This window comes from Pseudomonas sp. P4_B3 (assembly GCF_056402295.1).
On the sequence record NZ_JBFUHR010000007.1, the window covers coordinates 180968 to 204707 of the forward strand.

Annotated in this window: 16 protein-coding genes; 8 read left to right on the forward strand and 8 right to left on the reverse strand. The window is 60.7% G+C overall.

Annotation, left to right across the window (positions count from 1 at the left end; genetic code table 11):
- Positions 1–53: 53 nt before the first annotated feature.
- Positions 54–935, reverse strand: a complete 882-nt coding sequence (locus tag AC1DWG_RS09645; protein WP_477762735.1) for a LysR substrate-binding domain-containing protein — start codon at positions 933–935, stop codon at positions 54–56.
- A 159-nt stretch (positions 936–1094) separates the two neighbouring features.
- On the opposite strand from AC1DWG_RS09645, the gene AC1DWG_RS09650 reads away from it, so the two are divergent.
- The 6 genes from AC1DWG_RS09650 (at position 1095) to AC1DWG_RS09675 (ending at position 8469) form a co-directional block, all read left to right on the forward strand.
- Positions 1095–2732 carry a 5-guanidino-2-oxopentanoate decarboxylase gene (locus tag AC1DWG_RS09650; protein ID WP_477787700.1) on the forward strand — a complete coding sequence of 546 codons (1638 nt, stop codon included), beginning with the start codon at positions 1095–1097 and terminating at the stop codon, positions 2730–2732.
- Positions 2729–4177: an aldehyde dehydrogenase family protein gene (locus AC1DWG_RS09655; RefSeq protein ID WP_477787701.1), complete on the forward strand. Its 1449-nt coding sequence runs from the start codon at positions 2729–2731 to the stop codon at positions 4175–4177. The genes AC1DWG_RS09650 and AC1DWG_RS09655 overlap by 4 nt, the downstream gene beginning before the upstream one ends.
- 217 nt (positions 4178–4394) lie before the next feature.
- A complete protein-coding gene (locus AC1DWG_RS09660) occupies positions 4395–5498 on the forward strand; it encodes an ABC transporter substrate-binding protein (protein ID WP_007986100.1) in 1104 nt (367 codons plus the stop codon).
- Between the two features lie 143 nt (positions 5499–5641).
- Entirely contained in the window at positions 5642–6550 is a 909-nt protein-coding gene (locus AC1DWG_RS09665; protein WP_477762739.1) for an ABC transporter permease, read from the forward strand.
- Positions 6547–7395: an ABC transporter permease gene (locus AC1DWG_RS09670; RefSeq protein WP_477762740.1), complete on the forward strand. Its 849-nt coding sequence runs from the start codon at positions 6547–6549 to the stop codon at positions 7393–7395. The genes AC1DWG_RS09665 and AC1DWG_RS09670 overlap by 4 nt, the downstream gene beginning before the upstream one ends.
- An 18-nt stretch (positions 7396–7413) precedes the next feature.
- On the forward strand, positions 7414–8469 hold the full coding sequence (locus AC1DWG_RS09675) for an ABC transporter ATP-binding protein (RefSeq protein ID WP_477756381.1): 1056 nt from the start codon (positions 7414–7416) through the stop codon (positions 8467–8469).
- Positions 8470–8618: 149 nt separating this feature from the next.
- Here AC1DWG_RS09675 and AC1DWG_RS09680 read toward each other — a convergent pair whose 3' ends face one another.
- Positions 8619–9548 carry an AraC family transcriptional regulator gene (locus tag AC1DWG_RS09680; RefSeq protein ID WP_477762741.1) on the reverse strand — a complete coding sequence of 310 codons (930 nt, stop codon included), beginning with the start codon at positions 9546–9548 and terminating at the stop codon, positions 8619–8621.
- Between the two features lie 429 nt (positions 9549–9977).
- Between AC1DWG_RS09680 and AC1DWG_RS09685 the strand changes: the two genes are divergently transcribed.
- Positions 9978–10331: a putative quinol monooxygenase gene (locus tag AC1DWG_RS09685; RefSeq protein ID WP_477762742.1), complete on the forward strand. Its 354-nt coding sequence runs from the start codon at positions 9978–9980 to the stop codon at positions 10329–10331.
- 41 nt (positions 10332–10372) lie between these two features.
- Positions 10373–10603 (forward strand): hypothetical protein, encoded by a 231-nt coding sequence (locus tag AC1DWG_RS09690; RefSeq protein WP_223532182.1) that lies wholly within the window; start codon positions 10373–10375, stop codon positions 10601–10603.
- A gap of 3 nt (positions 10604–10606) precedes the next feature.
- Here AC1DWG_RS09690 and AC1DWG_RS09695 read toward each other — a convergent pair whose 3' ends face one another.
- The 6 genes from AC1DWG_RS09695 to AC1DWG_RS09720 form a co-directional block, all read right to left on the reverse strand.
- Positions 10607–11230 carry a flavin reductase family protein gene (locus tag AC1DWG_RS09695; protein ID WP_477762743.1) on the reverse strand — a complete coding sequence of 208 codons (624 nt, stop codon included), beginning with the start codon at positions 11228–11230 and terminating at the stop codon, positions 10607–10609.
- A 231-nt stretch (positions 11231–11461) separates the two neighbouring features.
- Entirely contained in the window at positions 11462–12781 is a 1320-nt protein-coding gene (locus AC1DWG_RS09700; RefSeq protein WP_477762744.1) for an MFS transporter, read from the reverse strand.
- 218 nt (positions 12782–12999) lie between these two features.
- On the reverse strand, positions 13000–14325 hold the full coding sequence (locus tag AC1DWG_RS09705; protein WP_477762745.1) for a sigma-54-dependent transcriptional regulator: 1326 nt from the start codon (positions 14323–14325) through the stop codon (positions 13000–13002).
- On the reverse strand, positions 14319–16085 hold the full coding sequence (locus AC1DWG_RS09710; protein WP_477762825.1) for a sensor histidine kinase: 1767 nt from the start codon (positions 16083–16085) through the stop codon (positions 14319–14321). The genes AC1DWG_RS09705 and AC1DWG_RS09710 overlap by 7 nt, the downstream gene beginning before the upstream one ends.
- 99 nt (positions 16086–16184) lie before the next feature.
- Entirely contained in the window at positions 16185–18908 is a 2724-nt protein-coding gene (locus AC1DWG_RS09715; protein ID WP_477787702.1) for an RHS repeat domain-containing protein, read from the reverse strand.
- Positions 18905–23539, reverse strand: coding sequence for a SpvB/TcaC N-terminal domain-containing protein (locus AC1DWG_RS09720; RefSeq protein ID WP_477787703.1), 4635 nt, complete (start codon positions 23537–23539; stop codon positions 18905–18907). Before AC1DWG_RS09720 ends, AC1DWG_RS09715 begins: the two co-directional genes overlap by 4 nt.
- Positions 23540–23740: the final 201 nt, after the last annotated feature.

Sequence of the window (23740 nt, forward strand, 5' to 3'; positions counted from 1 at the left end):
AATTACAAGAACAAAACATCGCAGCCTGCGGCAGCTCCTACAGATACCGTGGTTTACCGAGACTGCGCCTGCTCCACCAACCAGCTCATCAATTCACGTAATTTCGGCGAAGGTCCTGGTTTTTCGGGGAACACCAGGTAATACGCCAGCCCCGTCGTTACCTTCAATTCGAATGGCATGACCAGCCGCCCGGCGTTCAGGTCATCGCCAATCAGCGACCAATCACCAATCGCCACCCCCGTTCCCTGGGACGCCATCGACATTGCCAGGTCCAGTGTTTCGAAGTGCTGGCCCTTGCCGACATTGGTCAAATGCACATCCGCGGCTTTCAACCAGGCCTTCCAGTCCCGTTCATCGCGGGTTGGGTGCAGCAACAGGTGTTGTTGCAGATCGGCCGGTGCTTGCAGGGGCATGGGGCCTTCGAGCATCGGTCTGGAGCACACCGGCGTGAGTTGCTCATCAAAGAGTTTTTGCGACATCAATGAATCGTCCGGCGGTGCGCCGTACATCACCGCCGCATCGAACTGCTCGCGATGAAAGTCCACGCCGTGCTTGACCGTGGTGGTGAGTTCCACCGGCACGTCCGGGCGTTCCCTTTGCCATTGCAACAGACGTGGCAGCAACCAGCGCATGACGCAAGTCGGGGCCTTGAGTTGCAGGGTTTCGCGCTTCTCGCCGATCTGTTCAACGGCCTCGTCGATCAGGCCGAAAATTTGCTGGACCCGTGGCAGCCATTCCCGTCCCTCGGCTGTCAGGTCCAGGCCTCGGGCCAGGCGGATGAACAGTTCATAACCCAGATGATCTTCCAGCCCGGCGATCTGCCGACTCACCGCGCCCTGGGTGATGTGCAGCTGTTCGGCGGCCCGGGTGAAATTGCAGCACTGCGCGGTAATCAGAAAGGTGTGCAGCGCCGGCAGGGGAGGCAGTCGTTTCATTGGGATCCAAGGTATGACGTGAGGACATGGCTAGTATGACTTTTTATCCATTGTTGCGGCTACGTCCCGCCCGTTCCAATGAGGCCATTCCCGGGCCTGCGAATCCATCATAAACACAGCGCACGCCCGGCGTCTCAAACGAACAAAAAGGGCAAAGACATGGCGACGTGCGGCGAAGTATTGGTCAAGTTACTCGAAAACTACGGGGTCGAGCAGGTGTTCGGCATTCCGGGGGTGCATACCGTGGAGCTGTATCGCGGGCTGGCCCGTTCGAGCATCAACCACGTCACGCCGCGCCATGAACAGGGCGCCGGCTTCATGGCCGACGGCTACGCCCGCACCAGCGGCAAACCGGGTGTGTGCTTCATCATCACCGGCCCGGGCATGACCAACATCACCACCGCCATGGGCCAGGCCTACGCCGATTCGATCCCGATGCTGGTGATCTCCAGCGTGCAATCGCGCAGCCAGTTGGGCGGTGGTCGCGGCAAGCTGCATGAGCTGCCGAACCAGGGCGCACTGTGTGCCGGTGTGGCGGCGTTCTCCCACACCCTGATGTCGGCTTCCGAGCTGCCGGGCGTGTTGGCTCGTGCCTTTGCGCTGTTCCAGGCTGGCCGTCCGCGTCCAGTGCACATCGAAATTCCGCTGGATGTGTTGGTCGAAGAAGCCGACGACTTGCTCGCCAGCCTGCCGGTCAATATCGACCGCGCCGGTGCTTCGCCGAGCGCCGTGTCGCGCATGACCGAATTGCTGGCCGACGCCAAGCGTCCGCTGATTCTCGCCGGTGGCGGGGCCATCGACGCGGCATCCGAGCTGACTGAACTGGCCGAGTTGCTGGACGCGCCGGTCGCCCTGACCATCAATGCCAAGGGCATGCTCGCCTCCGGCCACCCGTTGCTGATCGGCTCGACCCAGAGCCTGGTCGCCACCCGTGCGCTGGTCGCCGAGGCCGATGTGGTCCTGGCCATCGGCACCGAGCTGGCCGAGACCGACTACGACGTGACCTTCGCCGGCGGTTTCGAAATTCCTGGCAAGTTGCTGCGCGTCGACATCGACCCGGACCAGACCGTGCGCAACTACCCGCCGCACGTGGCATTGGTGGCCGACTCGCGCAACGCCGCCCAGGCTTTGCTCAGCGCGCTGTCGCACAAATCCCTGGCCGAGCGCCGCAACGATTGGGGCCAGGTGCGCGCCGCTCGTCTGCGTGAAGAGCTGGCCGCGACCTGGGACGCACCGACCCTGGCTCAGACCCGTTTCCTTGAAACCGTGCTGCACGAACTGCCGGACGCGGTATTCGTCGGCGACTCGACGCAACCGGTGTACACCGGCAACCTGACATTCAACCCGGAGCGCCCGCGCCGCTGGTTCAACTCGTCCACCGGTTACGGCACTCTCGGTTACGCCTTGCCGGCGGCGATTGGCGCCTGGCTGGGTGGTAGCGTCGAAGGTGGCGCGCGTCCTCCGGTGGTGTGCCTGATCGGCGACGGTGGCCTGCAATTCACCCTGCCGGAACTGGCCAGCGCCGTTGAAGCGCACACCCCGGTGATCGTGCTGCTGTGGAATAACCAGGGCTACGAAGAGATCAAGAAATACATGGTCAACCGTGCCATCGAGCCGGTCGGCGTGGACATCTACACCCCGGACTTCATCGGTGTGGCCAAGGCATTGGGTTGCGCGGCCGAAGCGGTCAGCAGTGTCGAGCAATTGCGTGGCGCGTTGCGTATGGCTACCGATCGCCAGGGCCCGACCCTGATTGAAATCGACCAGACCCAGTGGATGCAGGCGGTGTCGAAATGACTTTCTCGACTACCCAGGATGGCCTGTACATCAACGGCCAATGGTCGGCCGGCAACGAACACCTGCGGGTGATCAACCCGGCGACCGAAGCCCTGTTGACCACGGTGAATGGCGGCGATGAGCGCGCTGTCGATCAAGCGGTGAGCGCGGCGACCCAGGTGTTCGCCGACTGGTCGAAAACCACGGGCGCCGAACGCGGCGCGATCCTGCGCAAAATCGCCGTGGGGGTACAGGCCAACCGTGAAAAGCTGATGCACTTGCAGTCGAGCAACAACGGCAAGCCACAGTTCGAAGCGGCTATCGACGTTGATGACGTGATCGCCACGTTCGAGTATTACGCCGGTCTGGCCGAAGGCCTGGACGCGAAACAGGACAGCGCCATCGAGCTGCCGACCGACGACTTCAGCGCTCGCCTGCGCCGTGAGCCGTGCGGTGTGGTCGGCCTGATCGTGCCGTGGAACTTCCCGATGGTCACCACCGCGTGGAAACTCGCCCCGGCCCTTGCCGCCGGTTGCTGCGTGGTGCTCAAGCCTTCGGAAGTGACGCCGCTGCCGGAGCTGGAACTGGCAGCGATCATCGCTGAAGCCGGGTTGCCTGCGGGCGTGTTCAACCTGGTGTGCGGCACTGGCCTGGCGGTTGGCGCGCCCCTGTCGACAGACTCGCGCATCGCGAAAATTTCCTTCACCGGCAGCAATGCGGTCGGCGTGCAGGTCATGCAACGGGCGGCTGAAACCGTCAAGGGCGTGAGCCTGGAACTGGGCGGCAAATCTTCGCTGCTGGTGCTGGCCGATGCCGATCTCGACCTGGCGGTGGAAGTGGCCTGCGGCGGTGGTTTCTTCAACGCCGGGCAGATGTGCTCCGCCACCAGCCGCGTGCTGGTCGCCGATGAACTGGCCGATGAATTCCTCAGCCGCGTGAAGGCTCGTGCCGAAGCGATACGCGTGGCCGACCCGTTCGACCCGAACGTGGAAATGGGCGCCCTGGTCAATCAGGCGCAATACCAACGTGTATTGGGCCACATCGACCGCGGTTTGAGTGCCGGCGCCAAGCTGGTGTGCGGTGGCAATCGTCCCGCCGACCTGCCGCGCGGATATTTTTTGCAGCCGACGGTGTTCACCGAAGTGCCCCTCGACAGTGCGTTGTGGAATGAAGAGATTTTCGGCCCGGTGATCTGCGTGCGCAGTTTTTCCAGCGAAGCCGAAGCGATTGCCCTGGCCAACGACAGTCAGTTTGGCCTGGTCGCCAGTGTGGTGACGGGCAATGCACAGACCGCTGACCGCGTCGCCAACGCTTTGCAGGCGGGGCTTGTGTGGATCAACGCGCCACAGGTGATCTTCCCGCAGACCGCCTGGGGCGGCTACAAGCAGAGCAGCATCGGCCGCGAATTGGGGCCGTGGGGCTTGCAGGCTTTCCAGGAAATCAAACACGTGATCCGGGCCGTCTGAAGGCACGAAAAAGGTGAGCGCATGCCTCGCATTGAGGCATGCGCTGGCGTCATGGCTTCAATGAGTTTTTATCGATAGTCAGGTGTTTTACACGACCTCAGGATGAACTTGCTGGCTCAGCCAAGCCCCCGAAAATACGAGGGATAACGCTGGTCCGGTCGCGCGGATGCAACAGTTTCGACCTGCCTTATACCTACAAAAACAAAGGGAGTCCGTAATGGGCGAGCATGATCTGAACAGACGTCAATTCATCAAGACCGTGGGCGTAGCCTCGGTTGCAGCGGCAGCCATGAGCATGCCGTTCATCAAGGCCAATGCCAGCGACACACGTTTTGCCGGCAAGACCCTGCGTTTGCTGACCTGGTCCGATGACACGGGCCTGGCCGCACTGCGCAACATCGCCGCGACCTTCGAAGACAAGTACGGCTGCAAGGTCATCGCTGACCGCACCGGCAGTACCTCGGAAATGGTCGCCAAGCTCAAGGCCGGCGGTGATCGTCCGCAGTACGACATCATCACCCTGGCAGGCGTCGGCGCCGAAGGTCTGGCCGCCGCCAACCTGCTGGAAAAACCCGACCTCAACCGCATTCCCAACCTCGTCGATGTACCGGAGAAATACCGCACCGGCGCCAATGGCCACGGTATCGGTTATCTGCTGTGGTGCAACAGCCTGGTCTACAGCACCCGCACCCAGAAACAAGCGCCGGACAGCTACGCGGCCCTGTGGGATCCAGAATTGGCACCGAACATCTTCCTGCCGCCGCCGAACTGGACCGAGGCCATGGACCTGATCATCATCGCCGCCAAACTGGCCGGTGGTGACGAGCACAACATTGAACCTGGCTTCAAGAAACTCGCCGAGCTGAAAGATCGTGTGGTGACCCTGGGCGAAAACCCGAACCAGATCGCCGAACTGTTCCGCACCGGTTCCCTGGACATGGGCGGTCTGTACGCACCAGCGTTCTTCCCGAAACAGATCCGCGATCCGAACTACGGCCTGGGTGCCACGTTCGGCATGAAGGAAGGTTTCTACACCGACCTGATGCTGTCGGTGATGCCGAAGAACCGTCCGGGCGATACCGACATGGCCTATGCCTTCATCAACCACTCTCTGGACCCGCTGGTGCAGGGCAAGATGGCTGAAGACATCTACAACGGCCCGGTCAACGCCAAGGCGATCATCTCCGCCGAAGCACGCAAGAGCCCGTACATCCTCACGCCGGAGCAGATTGCCGAGAAGGCGATCATGCACGACAACGCCTTCCTGGCGACTGTGCATGACCAGTGGATTCGTCGTTACACGGAAATCTTTTCTTCCTGATCCGTAGGAGCTGCCGAAGGCTGCGATCTTTTGATCTGGCTTTTCGGCGGTTTTGAAAAGATCAAAAGATCGCAGCCTTCGGCAGCTCCTACAGGTGCCAGGCGCGAGATGTTTCTGATCTTCCATTGACGAGACCCTTTGCTATGGAACACCAACCTCTGACTCATCCGCTGAGTGCCGCCCCAGTGCGCGCCGCTCGGGGTGTTTCGCCAACGACGCGCGCCTGGCTTTTCCTCTCGCCGTCGATGCTGTTTCTTGGCGTACTGATTGCCGCGAGCCTCCTGGTACTGCGCATGAGCGTGGGCACCAAAGGCGCGGAATGGTCCGGGTTCAGCCTGGCCAGTTACGCCCAGTTGCTGGAACCCTATTACCTCAAGTCGCTGATGCTGACCCTGCGCCTGGCGCTGATCAGCGCGGTGATCGCAGTGATTCTGGCGATCCCGGTGGCCTACACCATGTCGCGCCTGACCTCGCCGTTCGTGCGCCGGATTTTCCTTGCTGCGGTGTTGCTGCCGCTGCTGGTCAACCTGCTGCTGCAAAGCTACGGCTGGCTGGTGATCCTTGGCCCTGGCGGCATGCTCAACCAGACCCTGATGGGCCTGGGCCTGATCAAGCGCCCGATCATGCTGTTGTACAACCAGAACGGTGTGTTGATGGGCCTGGTGCAAACCGCCTTCCCGCTGGCCGTGTTGCCGATTGCCAGCGCCATGCGCGGCGTCGCCCGCAGCTACGAAGAAGCTGCCGCCACCCTGGGTGCGAGTCGCTTCCAGGTGTTCCGCCAAGTGGTATTGCCGATGAGTCTGCCAGGGATCATTACCGGTGCGACCCTGGTATTTGCCTACAACGCCAGCAGTTTCGTGGTGCCCTTGCTGCTCGGTGGCCGGCGCGTGCCGATGCTGGCGGTGATGGTGCATGACCAGATCGCCCCGCTGATGAACTGGCCCGCCGCGTCCGCTGCCGGTGTGGTGCTGATCGTCACCACCCTCGCGATCATGACCCTGTCCGAATACATCACTGGCCGTCGTCGGCGCATGCTGGAGGCTTCGCAATGAGTACCCTGACCAAGAAGCGCCAGTCGCTGTTGCCGGGTGAGACCGGCAAGTTCGCCGGCATCCTCTCGGGTTTCATCCTGCTGCTGGCGGTGTTGCCGATCCTGACCATGATCGTGATGTCGTTCAGCGGCGCATCGAACCTCGACTTCCCGCCGAGCAGCTACAGCCTGCAATGGTACAAGGCCGCCTGGCACACCTTCGTGTCGCCGGACGCCAGCGATGTGCTGAGCTTGGGCAAGGCCATGACCACCAGCCTGATGGTGTCCTGCCTGACCATGGTCTTCGCGACCATCATCGCAGTGCCGGCGGCGTATGCCCTGACCCGTTGCGAGTTCCGTGGCAAGGCCGTGGCCCTGCAATTGATGTCGTTGCCCCTGGTGTTCCCGATGGTGGTATTGGGGCTGGCGTTGCTGCTGGTGTTCGACAGCCTGCCGTTCCAGATGACCACCTCGCGTCTGGTGATTGCCCACGTGATCCTCGCGTTGCCGTTCGTGGTGAAGAACTGCACGGCGGCGATGCTCTCCATCGGCAGCGAAGTCGAGGAGGCCGCGCAAATGCTCGGCGCTTCACCGCTGCGAGCGATTGTCGATGTGGTGGTGCCGTTGATGAAGTCGGGGATCCTGGCGGGCATGCTGCTGGCGTTCATCGTCTCGTTCAACGAATTCACCGTGACCTACTTCCTCTACACCATCGATGTGATGACCGTACCGATCTGGATGTACAGCCGCACCGTGTCTTCGCTCGACCCAACCGTATTTTCGTTTGCCGTGCTGATCGTGTTGATCGACTTCGTCCTGATCTGGGCGCTCGAAAAACTGGTCGGTGAAGGTGGCGTTTCGTTCTGATTTCTTGAGGTGATTCACATGTCTGGTCTGATTCTGGAAAACGTCGAGAAACATTACGGCTCGGCCTGCGCGGTAACGGATGTAAACCTGCATTTGCCCGAGGGCAAACTGGTGTGTTTCCTCGGCCCTTCGGGCTGCGGCAAAACCACCTTGCTGCGCATGATTGCCGGCCTTGAAACCCTGACCGGCGGCGAAATCCGCCTGGACGGTGAAGACATCGGCAACACCCCGGCGCACCTGCGCAATTTCGGCATGGTGTTCCAGTCCCTGGCGTTGTTCCCGCACATGACCGTGGGTGAGAACATCGCTTATCCGCTGAAACTGCGCGGGGTCAGCAAGGCCGATCAGCAGGCGCGGGTGGTGGAGTTGCTGGAGCTGATCCAGTTGCAGCAAATGATTGATCGTCCGGTGGCCAAGCTGTCCGGTGGCCAACGCCAGCGTGTGGCAATTGCCCGGGCGATTGCCAATCACCCGAAAATCCTCCTGCTCGACGAGCCGTTGTCGGCGCTGGACGCCAAGCTGCGCGAGTCGATGCAGGTGGAAATCCGTCAACTGCAACAGCGCCTGAACATCACCACCATCATGGTGACCCACGACCAGCGTGAAGCCATGACCATGGCCGATATCGTGGTCGTACTGGGTGAGCACAAGGTGCAGCAGGTGGGCACACCGATCGAGATCTACCGCCACCCGGCCAACGAGTTCGTCGCGGATTTCATCGGCTCGGGCAACATCTTCCCGGCCACGGTGCTGGGTAATGGCAAAGTCAGCTTGCCAGGCGGCGATGCGCTGCAAGTACCGATCTGCAGCAGCATTGTGGCTGGCGAAAAGGTGAAGATGCTGATTCGCCCGGAAGACCTGCAACTGTCAGCACCCCAGGCGACCGCGGGCAACCGCTTGCTGGGCAAGGTGACGTTCGTGCGCGATATCGGCGCGACCATCGAGACCACGGTGGAGTGTTCCGGGGTGTCGTTTACTGCGCTGAGCACGCCGTGCCAGGGCTTTGGCCTGAGCGTTGGGCATCCGGTGTCGGTGACCTTGCCGGTGGAGGCGTGCCGGGTGCTTGGCGCCTGATTTTCCAGAGGACTGCTGCGCAGCCCATCGCTGGCAAGCCAGCTCCTACAAGGACCGTCGGTGTTCACACAATGTGGTGACCACCAATAATCCCCTGTAGGAGCGGGCTTGCCCGCGAAGGCGTCAGTAGCCGCACCACTGGATCCGGATCAAACCGATAACCGTAACCGCGCCAGATCCCGCAACGGCGGTGCCCCAAACAACCGGCTGTACTCCCGGCTGAACTGCGACGGACTTTCATACCCGACCCGATACCCCGCCGCCGAAGCTTCCAGCCCTTCGGCCAGCATCAACCGCCGCGCTTCCTGCAGGCGCAGATGCTTCTGATACTGCAACGGACTCATCGCCGTCATCGCCTTGAAGCGGTGATGCAGGGTCGACACGCTCAGGTTCACTTCCTTGGCCAGATCATCAATGCGCAACGGTTGTTCAAAATTGCCGTTGAGCCATTTGATCGCCTGGCTGATGCGATGGCTCTGACTGTTGGCGATGGCGATTTCATACAGCCGATGCCCCTGTTTGCTGCGCAACAGGCGATAGAGGATCTCCCGGCGAATCAGCGGCGCCAGCATGGCGATGTCTTTTGGCGTGTCCAGCAACCGTGCCAGGCGCAGCACGGCGTCGAGCATCGCGGTGTCGAGTTTTTCGACATACAGCCCGCGCCCGGTTGGCCGGGTGGGCACGCCGAGGGGGCCGGCGTCGGCGATCAGTGCGGTGATTTCCGTCGGGTCGATGTCCAGGCGCAGGGCCAGGATCGGTTCCTCAGGCGAGACATCCACCACCCGTCCACTGAGCGGCATCGAGACCGAGACCACCAGGTAGTTCAACGGGTCGTAATTGAAGTATTCATCGGCCAGCCGAACTTCCTTGCGCCCCTGGGCCATGATGCACAGCGCCGGTTGCGCCAGCCCCGGGGCGAACTCGTGGGACTGGCTGTGGCGTGACATGAACAGCGAGCCGATGGCCGTGGCATAACTGCCATCTTCGGCGGTGTTGCGGCGAATGATCGCCGCCAGTTCCGCACGTTGCTTTTCCATGTCGGTGTCCAGCGGGGCTTGAAAGTGATCGAACGACGACATGCGAGGCATCCTCGGCAAGGCATGAGTAATGGGCAGAGCATAAGTTTGTGCAAGCCGCAGCGGTAGACACATCCTGTCAGATGCTTGCCTGATTCTGCTCGGGGTTGGTTTCGTTCCCAAACACGGCCAACGCACAGGCGCGCTTCAACTAACGCCGATAACCCCGTAGGAGCTGCCGAAGGCTGCGATCTTTTGATTCTATAGATGAGCGTCTAAAAGATCGCAGCCTTCGGCAGCTCCTACACAAAACGCGTATGGCAGAACCGTGACAGGGTTTTACCGTTTGTTACAGGCTGTCCATGCAGTTTCGCAGGATTGTGCAACGCACCGGCAGGAATCGACTAACGAGACAGGCGTCGCGGCCCTTAACCTTTGATCCTGTCGCAGCCCGTCCCCCGGCTGCCACGCGACTCCCCGGGAGGGTTGAACATGTCCACGCAGATCCCCGTCAGTCATATGGCCTTCGTTCGAGCGCGCGCCGGGCGTTCGGCGGAACTCGGTGTGCGCCTCAGCGCCCTGATCGAACCGTCCCGCGCAGCGCCAGGCTGCCTGAGCTTTGCCTTGCAGCATTCGCAATGCGATCCGGAATTGTGGCTGGTGTCCGGTTTCTGGAGCAATCAACAGGCCATGACCGCGTACTTCAGCACGCCGGCGATGGAGATTTTTGCCGAGCTGGTGCAGGAGCTGGTGGTCAACAGTCTGGATTTCCACACCTTCAAGGATGTCTCGGCGGCGCAGGCCTTGCGGCAGTCCGCAGTGGCGGTACACAAACTGGCCGGTTGAGGGTTTAATGACGGCATTCTCAACCAGCCAGGATTCGCGACATGGCACGTAAAGCCTTTGATCACTTCGAAGCTGTTTCCGCTGTAGTACCGGGCGAGGGTGGTTACCACGCCGCTATCGCCGTCAAAGCGCTGGGCGGTGCCGGCGCCCCGCGCTTTCACAAAGTGCTGGAAGGCCAGATCTTCAAGACCGCTCACGAGGCCGATGATGCGGCCGCCAAGGAACTGACCCGCCTCAAGGACGTCAAGGAAAACACCGACCTGCTCTGGTGATTCTCACCGCCCCGGGCGGTACATCTTGAACAACGCCTCAGGCCCCAGCTGGAAATAATCCGCTGGCCCGCCGCCGCGCAGAATCGGTTCTGCCGCGGCGGTGTCGTATATCCCATCCTTCAACAGCCACTTGGCGATATGCACGGCGACCACCTCGCCGAGGATCAGCCAGCTGGGCACCACATTGCCGTCCGCCCGTTGCAACTGGATGATCTGCGTGACCTTGCACTCGAAGGACACCGGGCTCTCGGCCACCCGTGGCACCTGAATGACCTTCGAGGCAACGGTCGTCAGGCCGGCCAATTCGAATTCGTTGACTTCAGGCCCGACCATGGCGCAGCTCTGGTTCATCTGCTCAGCCAGCGGCCGGGTGGCCAGGTTCCAGGCGAACTCGCCGGTTTGCTCGATGTTGTTCAGGCTGTCTTTGCGCCCGATGCTGGAGAAACCAATGATCGGCGGAATGTAGTTGAAGGCGGTGAAGAAACTGTAGGGCGCAAGGTTCAAGTGGCCCTCGGCATTCTGTGAAGAGATCCAGCCGATGGGGCGCGGGCCGACGATGGCGTTGAACGGATCGTGGGGCAGGCCGTGGCCGTTGGCGGGTTCGTAGAAGTGGATGTCGTCGGGCATGGAGTAATTCCAGGGCGTAGTTCGGGTGGCGTTCATAGTGCAAGGATGAACCGCTGAATTCCAGTCGACTCTACCCTCTGTAGGAGCGAGCTTGCTCGCGATGGTGTATCAGATAAGTTGGTGCCGACTGACACTCCATCGCGAGCAGGCTCGCTCCCACAAGGGGTTATGTTGATTCAATAAAAAGGGGCAGACCCCGGTGAGATCTGCCCCTTTTCCTTGAGGCTTGATTTAGTCCGTGACAATCCGTGAATGCTTGCGGGTGTCTTTCATGGTGACGTACACCAGTAACGACACGGCAATACATGCGGTCACGTACCAGTAGTAACCCGTCTCCATACCGATGCTCTTGAACCACAGCGCGATGTATTCAGCGGTGCCGCCGAAGATCGAAACGGTCAGTGCGTACGGCAGGCCCACGCCCAGGGCGCGGATTTCGGTCGGGAACAGTTCGGCTTTCACCACGGCATTGATCGAGGTGTAGCCACTGACGATGATCAGTGCCGCCATGATCAGGAAGAACGCGCCCCACCAGGTCTGGATGGTGTGCAGGGTGGTGAGGATCGGCACGGTGAACAGGGTTCCCAGGATACCGAAGGCAATCAGGATCGGCCGGCGACCGATTTTATCCGACAGCCCGCCGATGACCGGTTGCAGGCACATGAACAGGAACAGTGTGGCGGCGGAAATGGTGGTGGAGTCGGAAATGCTCATGCCGACGGTGTTCACCAGGTATTTCTGCATGTACGTGGTGTAGGTGTAGAACGCCAGGGTGCCGCCCATGGTCAGGCCGACCACGGTCATCAGTTCCTTGGGGTGACGCATCAAGGTGCGCATCGCGCTTTCCTTGGCTTTTTCTTTCTTGGTGAAGGACTCGGTTTCTTCCATGCCACGACGCAGGTACAGCGCCACCACGGCACACAGCGCGCCGATGGCGAACGGGATGCGCCAGCCCCAGGCGTAGAGCTCCTCGGTGGTCAGGAAGTTCTGCAGGACAATCAGCACCGCCAAAGCGATGAGCTGGCCGGAGATCAGGGTCACGTACTGGAAGCTGGAGTAGAAGCCGCGACGCTCCTTGGTCGCCATCTCGCTGAGGTAAGTGGCGGAGGTGCCGTATTCGCCACCCACCGACAGGCCTTGCAGCAAGCGCGCGAACACCAGCAGGATCGGCGCGCCGATGCCGATGATTTCGTAGCTTGGGCTCAGGGCGATCAGCAGCGAGCCGAAGCACATCAGGTACACCGAGGCCATCAGGGCCTTTTTACGCCCGACCTTGTCGGCATACAGCCCCATCAGCCAGCCACCGATCGGACGCATCAGGAAGCCCACGGCGAAGATCGCGGCGGTATTGAGCAGTTGGGCGGTGGTGTCGCCTTTGGGGAAGAAGGTCTTGGCGAAGTACAGGGAGAAGGCGGCGTAGACGTACCAGTCGTACCACTCGACCATGTTGCCGACGGAACCGCTGAAAATCGATTTGATGCGGCTGGACGTGGTTCTTTCTTTGGCCGGCAGGGCAGCCGACCCAAGCGGCAGGGAGTTGGAGTTATCCATTGAAGGATCCTTCATTTAATTGTTTTTGTGGAGCGCGAATAAACGCAGCCTGCAGGGGCTATAGCAGGAGCTGTGCCAAGGGGAAGAGGGCCGGTTTAGAGGGGTGGTGGTGTTTTGGTGAGCGGAAATCCGCTTATTAAAAGTAAGTGGTGAGCGAAAAATTGCCTATTTGCTTGCGGGGAGTGTTGGCTGTGCCAGCGAAGGAGCCAGTCCAGACGCTACAGGAACATCTCCCGGCTCAACCCATGCCGCTGCATCTTTTCATTGAAGGTCCGGCGCGGCAGTTGCAGTTCTTCGAGCACCGCTTTCACATCGCCCTTGTGCCGGGTCAGTGCGGCACGCAGGCATTGCGCTTCGAACGCTTCCTGCTGCGCCGCCAGTGACTGGCCGGGCTCGATGCCCAAGGGCTCCGGCTCACCCAACCCCAATACCTGACGCTCGGCGACGTTCGCCAGTTCGCGCACATTGCCCGGCCAGTCGTGGCTCAGCAGGTGACTCAACTGTGCGCCGCTCAACGGTGGAAATTTACGTCCCAGGCGTTCGGCGGCGTTTTGGGCAAAGGATTCGAACAGCAAGGGTATGTCTTCCCGGCGTTCGCGCAAGGGCGGCAGGCGTAGTTCTGCGACGTTCAAACGATAGGCCAGGTCTTCGCGAAAACGTCCGGCCCGCGCTTCGTCGAGCAGGTCCGGTTTGGTCGCGGCGATGATGCGCAGATCCACGCGGATGCTCTGGTTCGAACCCAGTCGTTCAAGCTTTTGCTCTTGCAACACCCGCAGCAATTTCACTTGTTGGGCCAAGGGCATGCTTTCGATTTCATCGAGAAACAGCGTGCCGCCGTCGGCGTACTCCAGTTTGCCAATGCGCTTGCCGGACGCCCCGGTGAACGCGCCGCTCTCGTGACCGAACAGCTCGGCCTCGAACAATTGCTCGGGGATGGCCGCGCAGTTGAGTGCGACAAAGGGCTTGTCGGCCCGCGGTCCGAAGTCGTGCAGGCAGCGGGCGACCAGTTCCTTGCCGCTGCCGGTTTCACCGCGGATCAATACGTTGACCGGCAGCGCCGCCAGATCGAGAACCTGCCGACGCAGGTTTTGCAGGCCACGGGACACGCCGAGCAACGTGGCATCCAGCTTGGCGCGGTTGTCCGCCTGTTCGTGCAGCGCGCGGTTTTCCAGCACCAGCCGGCGCTTGTCGAGGGCGCGGCGCAGGCTGCCGAGCAGGGTTTCCGGGCTGAAGGGTTTTTCGAGGAAATCGTAGGCACCGTCGCGCATGGCCTCGACGGCCATCGGCACATCGCCGTGGCCGGTCAACAGGATCACCGGCAAATCGGCATCCCGGCGTTGCACCTCGGCCAGCAGTTCCAGGCCGGTCATGCCGGGCATGCGCACATCGCTGAGAATCACCCCGGCAAAATGCCTGGGCAACTGCGCCAGGCACTCATCGGCGCGGCTGAACAGCTGCACCTCGAAACCCGACAGGCTCAACCATTGCTCGACGGCACTGCGGATGCTGCTTTCGTCGTCGACCACGATCACTGAGTTCAGCATGCTTCATGCACCTCCAGGTCGATGGGCAAGGTCAGGGTAAACACGGCACCTTTGTCATGATTGCCGGCACTCAAGCGCCCGCCGGATTCGTGGACGATGGCAAACGATACGGCCAAACCGATCCCCAGGCCTTCGCCCACCGGTTTGGTGGTGAAGAACGGATCGAAGACCTTGGACAGGTTCTCTTCGGCGATACCGCCACCATTGTCGATCACGCTCAGGCGCCACAATTGCTCGTCGGCTTCGAGGCGGATTTCCAGGCGTTTGCAGGGTTTGTCCTGCATCGCATCGAGGGCGTTGCGCAGCAGATTGATCAGCACCTGTTCCAGGCGAATCGCATCGCCACGCACCCAGGCCGGGCGGGTCAGGTGCAGCACAGTGCTGACCTGTTCGTCGCGCAGCCGGGTGTCGAGCAGTTGCAGCGACTGGTCCACCACCGCCGCCAGGTCCAGGCGTTCGCGCAAACCGCTGGGGCTTTTGCGGGCGAAGGTTTTCAGGTGGCCGGTGAGGGCGGCCATGCGCGTGAGCATTTCATCCACCGGCTTGAGCGCCTTGTAGGCGTCATCGACGCGGCCGTGGTCGAGTAGCAGGCGCAAGGTTGCCAACTGCATGCGCTGGGCGGTGAGTGGCTGGTTGATTTCATGGGCGAGGGCGGCGGACATCTGCCCCAGCGCCGCGAGTTTGGCCGATTGCACCAGGCCTTCCTGGGCGGTGCGCAGGTCGCGGGTGCGTTCTTCTACCAGTCGTTCGAGTTCTTCGCGACTGCGCTGGCGCATTTTCGCCAGGCGCCAGCGCTGGTTGAGAAACAGCAACAGGAACACCAGGGTCAGCCACAACCCGGCCGCGGCAAGCGCGGCGTTGCGGCTGTCTTCGAAGGCGACCTGCGGGCGACGCAGCAGGTGCAGGGTCCAGCCATCGGTGCTCAGCGGCAGGGATTCCCACAGGTAATCGGCCTTGCCGTCCGGGCCATCGACCCGGGTCAGGTCACTGTTGTCGTCGAAGCGCCGCAACGATTGAAACTCGAGCGGCGTCAGCGGCTGCTTGTCGTATTGGCGGGTGGCCTTGAGTTCGGCGTGATCGCTGTCGCTCAACGGCTTGAGCAGGCGATAGCGCCAGCCTGGCTGATTGGCGATGAAAATGATCCCGCGTGCGTCGCTGACCAGCAGCGTGTCGCTGCCCTGACGCCACTCCCGCTCCAGTTCGGGAAACTCCAGTTTCACCACCATGGCGCCGAGGAACTGGCCGCCATCATCGCTGACCGCGCTGGAGAGGAAGTAGCCGGGAATCCCGCTGGTCACGCCAACGGCATAAAAGCGCCCGGTGCCCTGGGTGCGGGTCTGGTTGAAATAAGGGCGGAAACCGTAGTTGTGACCGACATAGCTGCTGGGCAAACGCCAGTTGCTCGCCGCGATGGCGAGGCCGCTGCGGTCGAGCAATTCCAGGGTCGAGGATTCGGCGGCGCCATTGATCTTTTCCAGTTTGCGGTTCAACGCATCCTGCTGCTCTGGGCTCACCGCCCCCTTGAGCGCCGAGCGCAGTTCCGGGTCCAGCGCCAGCACGGCGGGCAGGGCGCGGTAACGTTCGATCAGGGTATGCAGGGATGTGGCGTACAGCGCCAATTGCTGATTGGCACGGGCCGCGTCTTCGACCATTGACTGGCGCACGGCGTGGCGCATGGCCAGCGTGGCGACGATGGCGGCGCCGGCGATGATCAATAGGGTGTAGAGCGCCAGGCGCAGGGATCTGGAGGTCGGGAGCATCGAACGGAAATCGGACAAAAGATAGGAGGCGCAAGATAGCATGCGGACTATCTTGCGCCAGATCTCATCTCACTGCGCCCGAGTGGATACCTTGAGCTTTCAACGATTCATATTTCGGCGCATTTGTTCCAGTTCATCTGTCAGCTCCCCCAACGGAACTATCGGGATCCCGGAGTTATTGAGGTCATCATGGTTCAAGTGTGCTTCATGCATTCTGTTGGCCAGTCCGGTCTGTTCAGATGGCTTGCCACCAGGATTTGCGTTGAGATGTTCAACCATTATCGAATTATTCAGCACCATGTTTTCAAGTAGGGAAACGCCACTTACGTTAGTGGCGTCGATTTCATAGAAATAATATGGACGGCCCTCTTGGGCCGCATAGAAAATGGCTCCCTCGAGTGTCTCTGCGACAATCAAGGCTTCACCGCTGATCATTTTGCTAACCGCAGTGAATTCATCTGAAGCTTTGAATCCATCCCGTAGTACCTCTTCAGGGCCACGCCGGTCTGCACGGTATACCTTGCCACCAAAATCGGTTCTTTCCAGAAGGTTCCTGCTGTTCCAGTAGTGAGCGGGTCGATAGGGGTCTGCATTCAGGATTTCTAGCACCGTACTTTGGTCATCGGTTGGCGCAGGTAGGCTGGCAGGGCTGTTTGCAGAGTCTGAGCTGGACTCACTCGGTGGATGATCGCTTTCGGGCGAGCCTTGATAATCCATTGATTCATCACCGTCTTGCTCTGAGCGCCGTAAGTCAATCGGTGGTAGGCCATAGGCAGTTCTCAAGTCAGGTTCGACCATTACAAACTCGTTCAGAACCTCATCATCGTATGGCTGCCACATTCGCCCATCAGGATCGATCCTGCAGATGGGATTGTTTCCACAGAACCGATACAAATTCAGACCGTTAATCGAGCCAATCGGATCCGGATTTATCCATCGCCCCAGCCACCCCGCGCAATACCGGGCACCATAATAATAAAGCCCACTGGCATCCCGCTCCTTGCCCGAGTACCGAATGGTCTTGTAATCGGCATCGACCTTCGAGCGTGCCGCCCACCACGCTGTGCCACCGTAGGGGTAGTACCCCTCGTGACTGATGACGGCGGCCAGTTGATCCAGCTCCAGGCAACTGGAGCCCAAGTGATCATCGATGCTGTAGCGCACTTGGTCGTTATCGATATCGTCCGGCGGCCCATTGACCCAATGCAGGCACCGTACGCTGCCACGGGACAGTTGGACGTCAATGACCTGCAATTCTTCGTCGCCGCCAGTGGTGCGTACTTCCAGGCCTGGGAGATAGTGGACAACCTCTTGATGGGTCACAGTGCGGGCCTGTCGGGTGCTGAACTTGACGGCCCGCTCTCCGGCAGCGTTGTAGCGATACCATTCCCCGTCATTGAGCCCGGTCGAGCGGTAGACGGTGGTGATGCCTTGCAACTGATTGCGCGCATCCCAACTCATCGGTTGGGCGCCTGACGCCAGGTATTGCAAGTTGCCGTTTGCATCGAAGTGACGGCTGAAGTCGGGAACGTCCTCACCCTCTTTCCATGGCAAGGCGCGGTTGCTTTGTGGGTCGACGTACATCAGGCGACTGAACGGATTTTTATCACTTTCATGGCGCAACAAGGTCCGGTTGCCGCCAGCGTCGTACTCGTAATGTTCGCTGTAGTTGAGCAACCGACCGGGGTCGATGGGGCTCGGGATGATCAGCTCCGGCAAACCCGGTTTCTGCCCGGCATCCGCCGTTTCACGGCCCTTGGCACTGGTCAGTTGGTAGAGGCTGTCGTAGGTGTAGGTGTTCTCGGCAGCCACGCGCTGATTGTCGAAATAGCTGTCCGCCTGTGTGTGCTCCACCAGCCGCAGGATATTGCCGACCGGGTCGTACTCGTAACTCATCTCCTGCAAACGCTGGTGTGTCGAGGTGGTCGCGGTCAGGCGTTCCAGTCGGCCGTTTGCAGGCTGGTAGCTGGCAACGCTGGTGACGTTGTTACCGGCAATTTGAGTGAGTAATTGTCCTGCGGCATCGTAGTCGGCCGCTCTGAGCAACGGCTGCAATGCCTGGCCCTTGAGCCTCAGGTCAATGCATTGCAGTTGCCCGGTGCGGTCGTAGTTGAACTGTCGTAGATGACCGCCGGCATCAATGTGTTCCAACACTTCACCTGACGGGCCGTATCGATACTCGCTGGAGTAGCCTGCGCCGGGTTGTAGCAATGGGTCGCGATCAGCCTCGGTCACGGGCCAATTGGCTGACAGGTTTGCCTGATCCGGCAGGAAACACCGGGTCTGGCGGATCAGCCCGCCATTCAGGGCGATTTGTTTAAGCCACAGCGTACCGGCCGAATCGTCATGGCGGATCAAACTCCCGCATTGGTTGCGTTCGGCGAATTCAGCCGAGTTGTCGGCATACGTCAGGCGTTCGATGGTACGTAAGTCCACGCCTTGGGCGTATTCATGGAGCGCGATGGGTCGGCGCAGTTCGTCGTACTCGTTCTGCCAATGACTGCCTCGGCCATCCCAATGTTCGAGCACTTGTCCGGCTGCACCCGTCAGGCTCAGGCGCCACCCAGCATCGACGCTGTCAGTCAACAGCGCCGCGCCCGACAGGCTGTAAAACGCTGTCTGGTTCGGCCGGGCTGCGGTAGAAGAAAACCGTGGATCGCGCTGAGCCACTAACCGCCCGGCAGCGTCATGTTGCTGAGTGGAGATTCGCGCGGCGGGATTGTCAGACACCACCGCGCGAAGATAGGCCACTTGCCGTACCGCCATGCCACGACCATCGGTTGCAGCCAGCGCTGGCGTTTGGCAATGGATGTTTGAGTTCAATGGAGTGTCCAGATGGACCGCCGTTGTGCAGGTGGCGGATCAAACAAGTCGTTCTCATCGAACGCAATGGTGTACCAGGTGCGATAGCGTTGTTCCCGGCGCAATGGTTTTTCTTCTGGTGGATTGCCCTGCAACATTTTTTTCGCCAGCACAGTGTGTGTCGGCCGACCGGCGGCGTCGTAGAACTGCTGGTCGTGGTAACCCGATTCGCGGATCGAAGCGTCGTTGATGTAGCGGTAGGCGCTGGCGAAGTAGGGGCGATAGATCCGCACGGTTTCGCCTTTGTTGTTGTACTCGACCCGTTCGCTGACCCGCCAGCGTCGGGCCGCCTGTTCTTCCCTGGGCCGGCCGTTTTCGTCGGGTTCCAGTTCGCCTTTGTCGTTCACTACCCAGGCCAGGCCCGGTTCGACCTCTTGCTTGGTTTGCAGGGAGCGTCCGAAGCCGTCCCAGCAGGCGATGGCCGCGCGGATTTGCAGTTCCGGGTCGCCGGGGTAGCGGTCGGCCTGCAAGGTGACGATGTGAACCGGTTCGCGATGCGCGTCGTCGAGGTATTGCTGGAGTTGCCGCTCGTTCGCAGTAGGGTTCTGCAAACCTTCAAGGTGTACACGCGCCCGGCTGCAAAGATGGCCGTCGGGCAATACCAAACCTTCGGAGCGGGCCCAGGCCAGCCAGGGCGCGGGAGCTGCCGGGGGAGCTTTGCCCATCCAGCTGAAGGGCGCAGAGAAGGTCGCCGTCGCGTAGTTGCCGATGGCGTTGTGTTTGTCGGCGATAGCGCCTGCGGGCGAGCGATCTTCCGGTGGTTGGTAATCGCTGAGTGGATCGAAACCGACCTCGACGCCCAGTTCCGTGCCGTAGAAGCTGGTCACGAGCACTTCGCCGAACGCGTTGTAGCGGGCTTCCTGGGTGTTTTGATTGGGGTCGATGATGCCTGCCGGCAGGAACGACCGGTAGTCGATATCGAGGATGCTTGTAGTGCAGCCATCCGGCAGGGTGACGGCGGTGCTCAGGCACCAGTACTCGTCATACGCGACGCAAGTGATGCCATGGCTCTTGGTTTGCTGGAATTGTTCGACGTTAAAGAACCCTGCCAAACTGTGGTAAGTGGGGAAGCTTTTGCGCACGGACCACAGGTAATTCCTGGCATCGGTCGGGTCTTCGGGTTCACCCTGCACAGCGTCTGGCAAGAACAGATCCATGATGTGGTAACCGACTTCCGGCGATTCGAGTTTCTCCTTGAGGTTGAACGGCATGTCGCCATTTTCGTCCTTGAGCTTGTCGTAGGCGCTCAGGGCGGTGGCGTCCAGTTCGGCGGTTTCCAGGTAGTCGGGCAGGGCGGTGAAGATCAGGTTATCCGGCTCCAGTAATTTGCCTGTGGCCGGATCCTGATAGCGTTGCAGCGACAAACCGGTCAGCACCGCTTTGGCTGCCCAGGCTCCTTCGTCATCGCCCCATTCCAGGAAGTTTTCGTGGTTGATGTCGACAGGTTTGAGTTCATCCTTTTCCAGGACCAGCGCATTGGCGCGCTGACGATAGGGCAGGCCCAGACGCCAGCCGTCAGGGGCTTCCAAATGCCGATACTCGGCTTTGGCCTCGGTCAGATACCAACACTGTTGTGCTTCGTCGTGGGCGTCCAGCCACCATTTGTTTTCGTAGTCTTCATCGCTCTCATCGCCGGGCTGATCGACGCGGAAGGGCGGGCTGTCCTTGTCTGTTTTGCGCCGGGCGTAGTGCACGACAAAACCATGGGTCAGGCTGCCGAATTTGTCCCACGCCAGATTGAGGGTGTGCTGCACCAATGGGTCGTCCGCCATCTGCGGTTCGTATTGGTAGGCAATGCTTTCCAGTGCCAGTGACTGCAACACGGCATAGGGGTGATTCTTGCCTTTGGGGCGCAATTGGCGAATGAGAAAGCGGTTCTCCTGCACGGTATAGGGCACGGCCGTTTCGGGATCGTCGTCGGCGGCAAACACCTCCGCGCGCAACATTGAACCGCTGAGGGTGCGGGCCATCTCACGGGCGAGATCTTCATCAGGACTGATCACGCGTCCCGCTGCGTCGCTGAGGTGATACTCGTGCAGCAGCGTCGTGCGCAGCGGCTCTGCGTTCGTGTCACCGTCGTAGTAACCGTCATCGCGCATGTCGATGGCGCGGCCGGTATGGAACCAGGTTTTACTCAGAATCGGCGCGGTGAAACCCGGGTTGGAACGCTCCGCCGCCGAAGCCTCGGTATCGATTTGCAACAGCAGGCCGAAACCCCGGAACTCACGTTCGAAACTGTCGTAAAAACCCTGGCGATAGCTGTAGCCCTGGGTCCGTCGATTGCCGGTGATTTCATCGAGCTGGGTCTGCCGGCTCACCAGGTGCATGGCAAACGGCAGATGAGACACCGGGGCTTTACCGGCCGCGATCAATTCGGCTTTTTCGTCCAGCCATTCCTGGGCCGAGCTGCGGTAACTCACTCCCGTCACGGCCCCCATGTTGTTGTGGCTGGCATTCACCAGATACGGCTTGGCGCTGACAAAATCGTAGTGCCAGTGTCGGGGTTCCATGTGTGGCACGGTCAGGATCAGGCTGGAACATCCCAGCCCCTGCAGGTCGGCGATGCTCACCTGGCAGAAGCGGTCGTAACGCACGCCTTGCGGCCATGGCATTTTCACATAGTCCTCTTCGAAGCCTTCGCCGCCATGATTCATGTAGATCCGGAAACCGTCCGACTCCAGGTAGATCAGGTCAACCGCACCCGAGCCGTCCAGGTCCGCCAGCCGCACCCGAGACGAATCGAACTCGGCATATTTGAAATTCAGCTCGCAAAGGACGAAACCTTTGCCGAATTTTCCATGCCCCAGATTCGGCCAGCATTTGACTTCGTTGTGGCGGATGCGGATCAAATGTTGTGTCGCGCTGCCCAGTGGATCGCTGAAAGCCACCAGTTCGGTCTGGGTACTGCTCAACAGGGGAAGCGAGTCGTCGTCATGAGGGACGTTGTCCCCATGGCTGAACCCGACTGCACGACGGCTTGAATACAGCCGCACGCTACGCGGGCCGATCAACGCCAGATCGGTCAGACCGTCACCCACCAGATCCGCCAACTGCGCCATGGGATGAAAAAACTCCGTGGGGAACGCAGCATAGGCCACGAAGTTCGACCAGGTTCGGTCGGGATTGAGGGTGAAGAACCCGGACAGGCCGGGGCGGGCGATTACCCAGTCGAGCTTGCCGTCGCCGGTCAGGTCGCTGAGGGACTGGCGAATCGGTTTGCTGCTGTCGGCAACGGGAATGCCGGGCAAGCGCTCCCAGTCGCCATAACTCACGTCGTTGCCACCACTGTCGGCGCGCAACGGTTCGCGGTAATACCAGGCCTTGTCGCTGCTGAACAGTACGCCGGGCATGCCCTCGCCATACAAGTCCACCAGTTGATAACGCTGACCGTCATTGAGCCCCGGCATCTCGGGGAACTCGCTATAACCCTCGCGCGTGGGATCAAGTTCAAACGGGTTGTAGAAAAACTCCATGGGCGGGCGACTTTCCATCTGGCCCTGATTGTCATATGCCTGGATGTGCGCGGCAGTCAGATGGTTGTAACCCAGCGGACTCTCGCGGTGCTCAAGCAGCAGGCGCTGGACCAGCAACGGGTCGCTGCCCAGTTCTTCGGTGAACTGATGAAACATCAGGACCTGACGGCACAGGCGCCGGGAACCCAATTCAAACCCGTAGGCGTAATTCCAGAAAGGATCCTTGCGCGGTGCCCCCCACTCGCCGCGCTCTATGCCGGGGAGGTCGTAAACCGGCACTTGCGTCAGGTCGGCACTGCGTTCGCCGTAGTCAAACAGCAAATGGAAATTCCAGATCGCGTCTTTCCAGCCATTGGCTTTCCATGCATACAGGTTGGCGTTGGCCTGGGCATTTCCGTACAAGACCCGACGCAGGTAACGCTGGCTGCGGTAGTCGCGGAACTGCGGGGCGACCGGCGCTTCGGCTTCCGCCTGGTACAGGTACACCACATGTTCACCGCGCAGGTTCAGGCTTTCATCGATCAGCCAGACACCAACATGGGTTTTGTCTTGTGGATCGGCCCGGCGTGATGCCTCGGTTTTTCCGTAGCAATGCAGGCTGCCATCGGCGCCGTGGATCAGCCAGAAGCCGGCCGGGTTGTCAGCATCGTCATCTTTGGTCCAGTGTTCGATCAAATCGAAAGCGCCTTCGACCCGCGGCCAGTAGCGCACGACATGGTGCGTGCCGATCTGAACGCCGTTGTACTCGGATACCGCTATAGAGATCAGTTTGCCGTCGTCACTCTTCTCGGGCATCCACACGTCACCGCCGGGGCCGACCACCTGATCGTTGCCGTCGTATTTCGGCACGCCCTTGGTGGTGCGCAGGGTGATCGCGTTGGTGGTCAGGCGCCAGCCGATGCCGAACGGACTGTTGCCGACATCGCTGCTGTAACCCAGACCCAGGGCCGGGACCAGATCGCGGTTGGGCGCCTTGCTGATCGGCAGCGGCAACTCCAGCGACGCGGCACCGCTGGTACCCACCGCGCCCCAGCCCTTGCCGATGCTCTGGATGGCGCCGCCGCCTTTTGGGAGGGCGGGGGCTTTGATGTCGAGGGTGCCCTGCTGTTCAGTCGCCATGGAAGTGTCCGCCGTGACAGAGAATGCATCGAGTGCGTTCAAACTATCAGCGACACTGGCGGCTGTAACCTGTCAGATCTGACAGGTCAGCCCGGAATTTTTAGAACAAACGGTGCGCTTGTTTCGGCCTTTGATTACTTTTTTCATGCGTAAAAAAACCGGTCTGCCGTTGCCGACAGACCGGTTCTTACTGTGCGATGT

Bases quoted from the DNA above. Each gene is read 5' to 3' on its own strand.
- AC1DWG_RS09645 (WP_477762735.1), bottom strand. From the start codon at position 935: ATGAAACGACTGCCTCCCCTGCCGGCGCTGCACACCTTTCTGATTACC.
- AC1DWG_RS09650 (WP_477787700.1), top strand. From the start codon at position 1,095: ATGGCGACGTGCGGCGAAGTATTGGTCAAGTTACTCGAAAACTACGGG.
- AC1DWG_RS09655 (WP_477787701.1), top strand. From the start codon at position 2,729: ATGACTTTCTCGACTACCCAGGATGGCCTGTACATCAACGGCCAATGG.
- AC1DWG_RS09660 (WP_007986100.1), top strand. From the start codon at position 4,395: ATGGGCGAGCATGATCTGAACAGACGTCAATTCATCAAGACCGTGGGC.
- AC1DWG_RS09665 (WP_477762739.1), top strand. From the start codon at position 5,642: ATGGAACACCAACCTCTGACTCATCCGCTGAGTGCCGCCCCAGTGCGC.
- AC1DWG_RS09670 (WP_477762740.1), top strand. From the start codon at position 6,547: ATGAGTACCCTGACCAAGAAGCGCCAGTCGCTGTTGCCGGGTGAGACC.
- AC1DWG_RS09675 (WP_477756381.1), top strand. From the start codon at position 7,414: ATGTCTGGTCTGATTCTGGAAAACGTCGAGAAACATTACGGCTCGGCC.
- AC1DWG_RS09680 (WP_477762741.1), bottom strand. From the start codon at position 9,548: ATGTCGTCGTTCGATCACTTTCAAGCCCCGCTGGACACCGACATGGAA.
- AC1DWG_RS09685 (WP_477762742.1), top strand. From the start codon at position 9,978: ATGTCCACGCAGATCCCCGTCAGTCATATGGCCTTCGTTCGAGCGCGC.
- AC1DWG_RS09690 (WP_223532182.1), top strand. From the start codon at position 10,373: ATGGCACGTAAAGCCTTTGATCACTTCGAAGCTGTTTCCGCTGTAGTA.
- AC1DWG_RS09695 (WP_477762743.1), bottom strand. From the start codon at position 11,230: ATGCCCGACGACATCCACTTCTACGAACCCGCCAACGGCCACGGCCTG.
- AC1DWG_RS09700 (WP_477762744.1), bottom strand. From the start codon at position 12,781: ATGGATAACTCCAACTCCCTGCCGCTTGGGTCGGCTGCCCTGCCGGCC.
- AC1DWG_RS09705 (WP_477762745.1), bottom strand. From the start codon at position 14,325: ATGCTGAACTCAGTGATCGTGGTCGACGACGAAAGCAGCATCCGCAGT.
- AC1DWG_RS09710 (WP_477762825.1), bottom strand. From the start codon at position 16,085: ATGCTCCCGACCTCCAGATCCCTGCGCCTGGCGCTCTACACCCTATTG.
- AC1DWG_RS09720 (WP_477787703.1), bottom strand. From the start codon at position 23,539: ATGGCGACTGAACAGCAGGGCACCCTCGACATCAAAGCCCCCGCCCTC.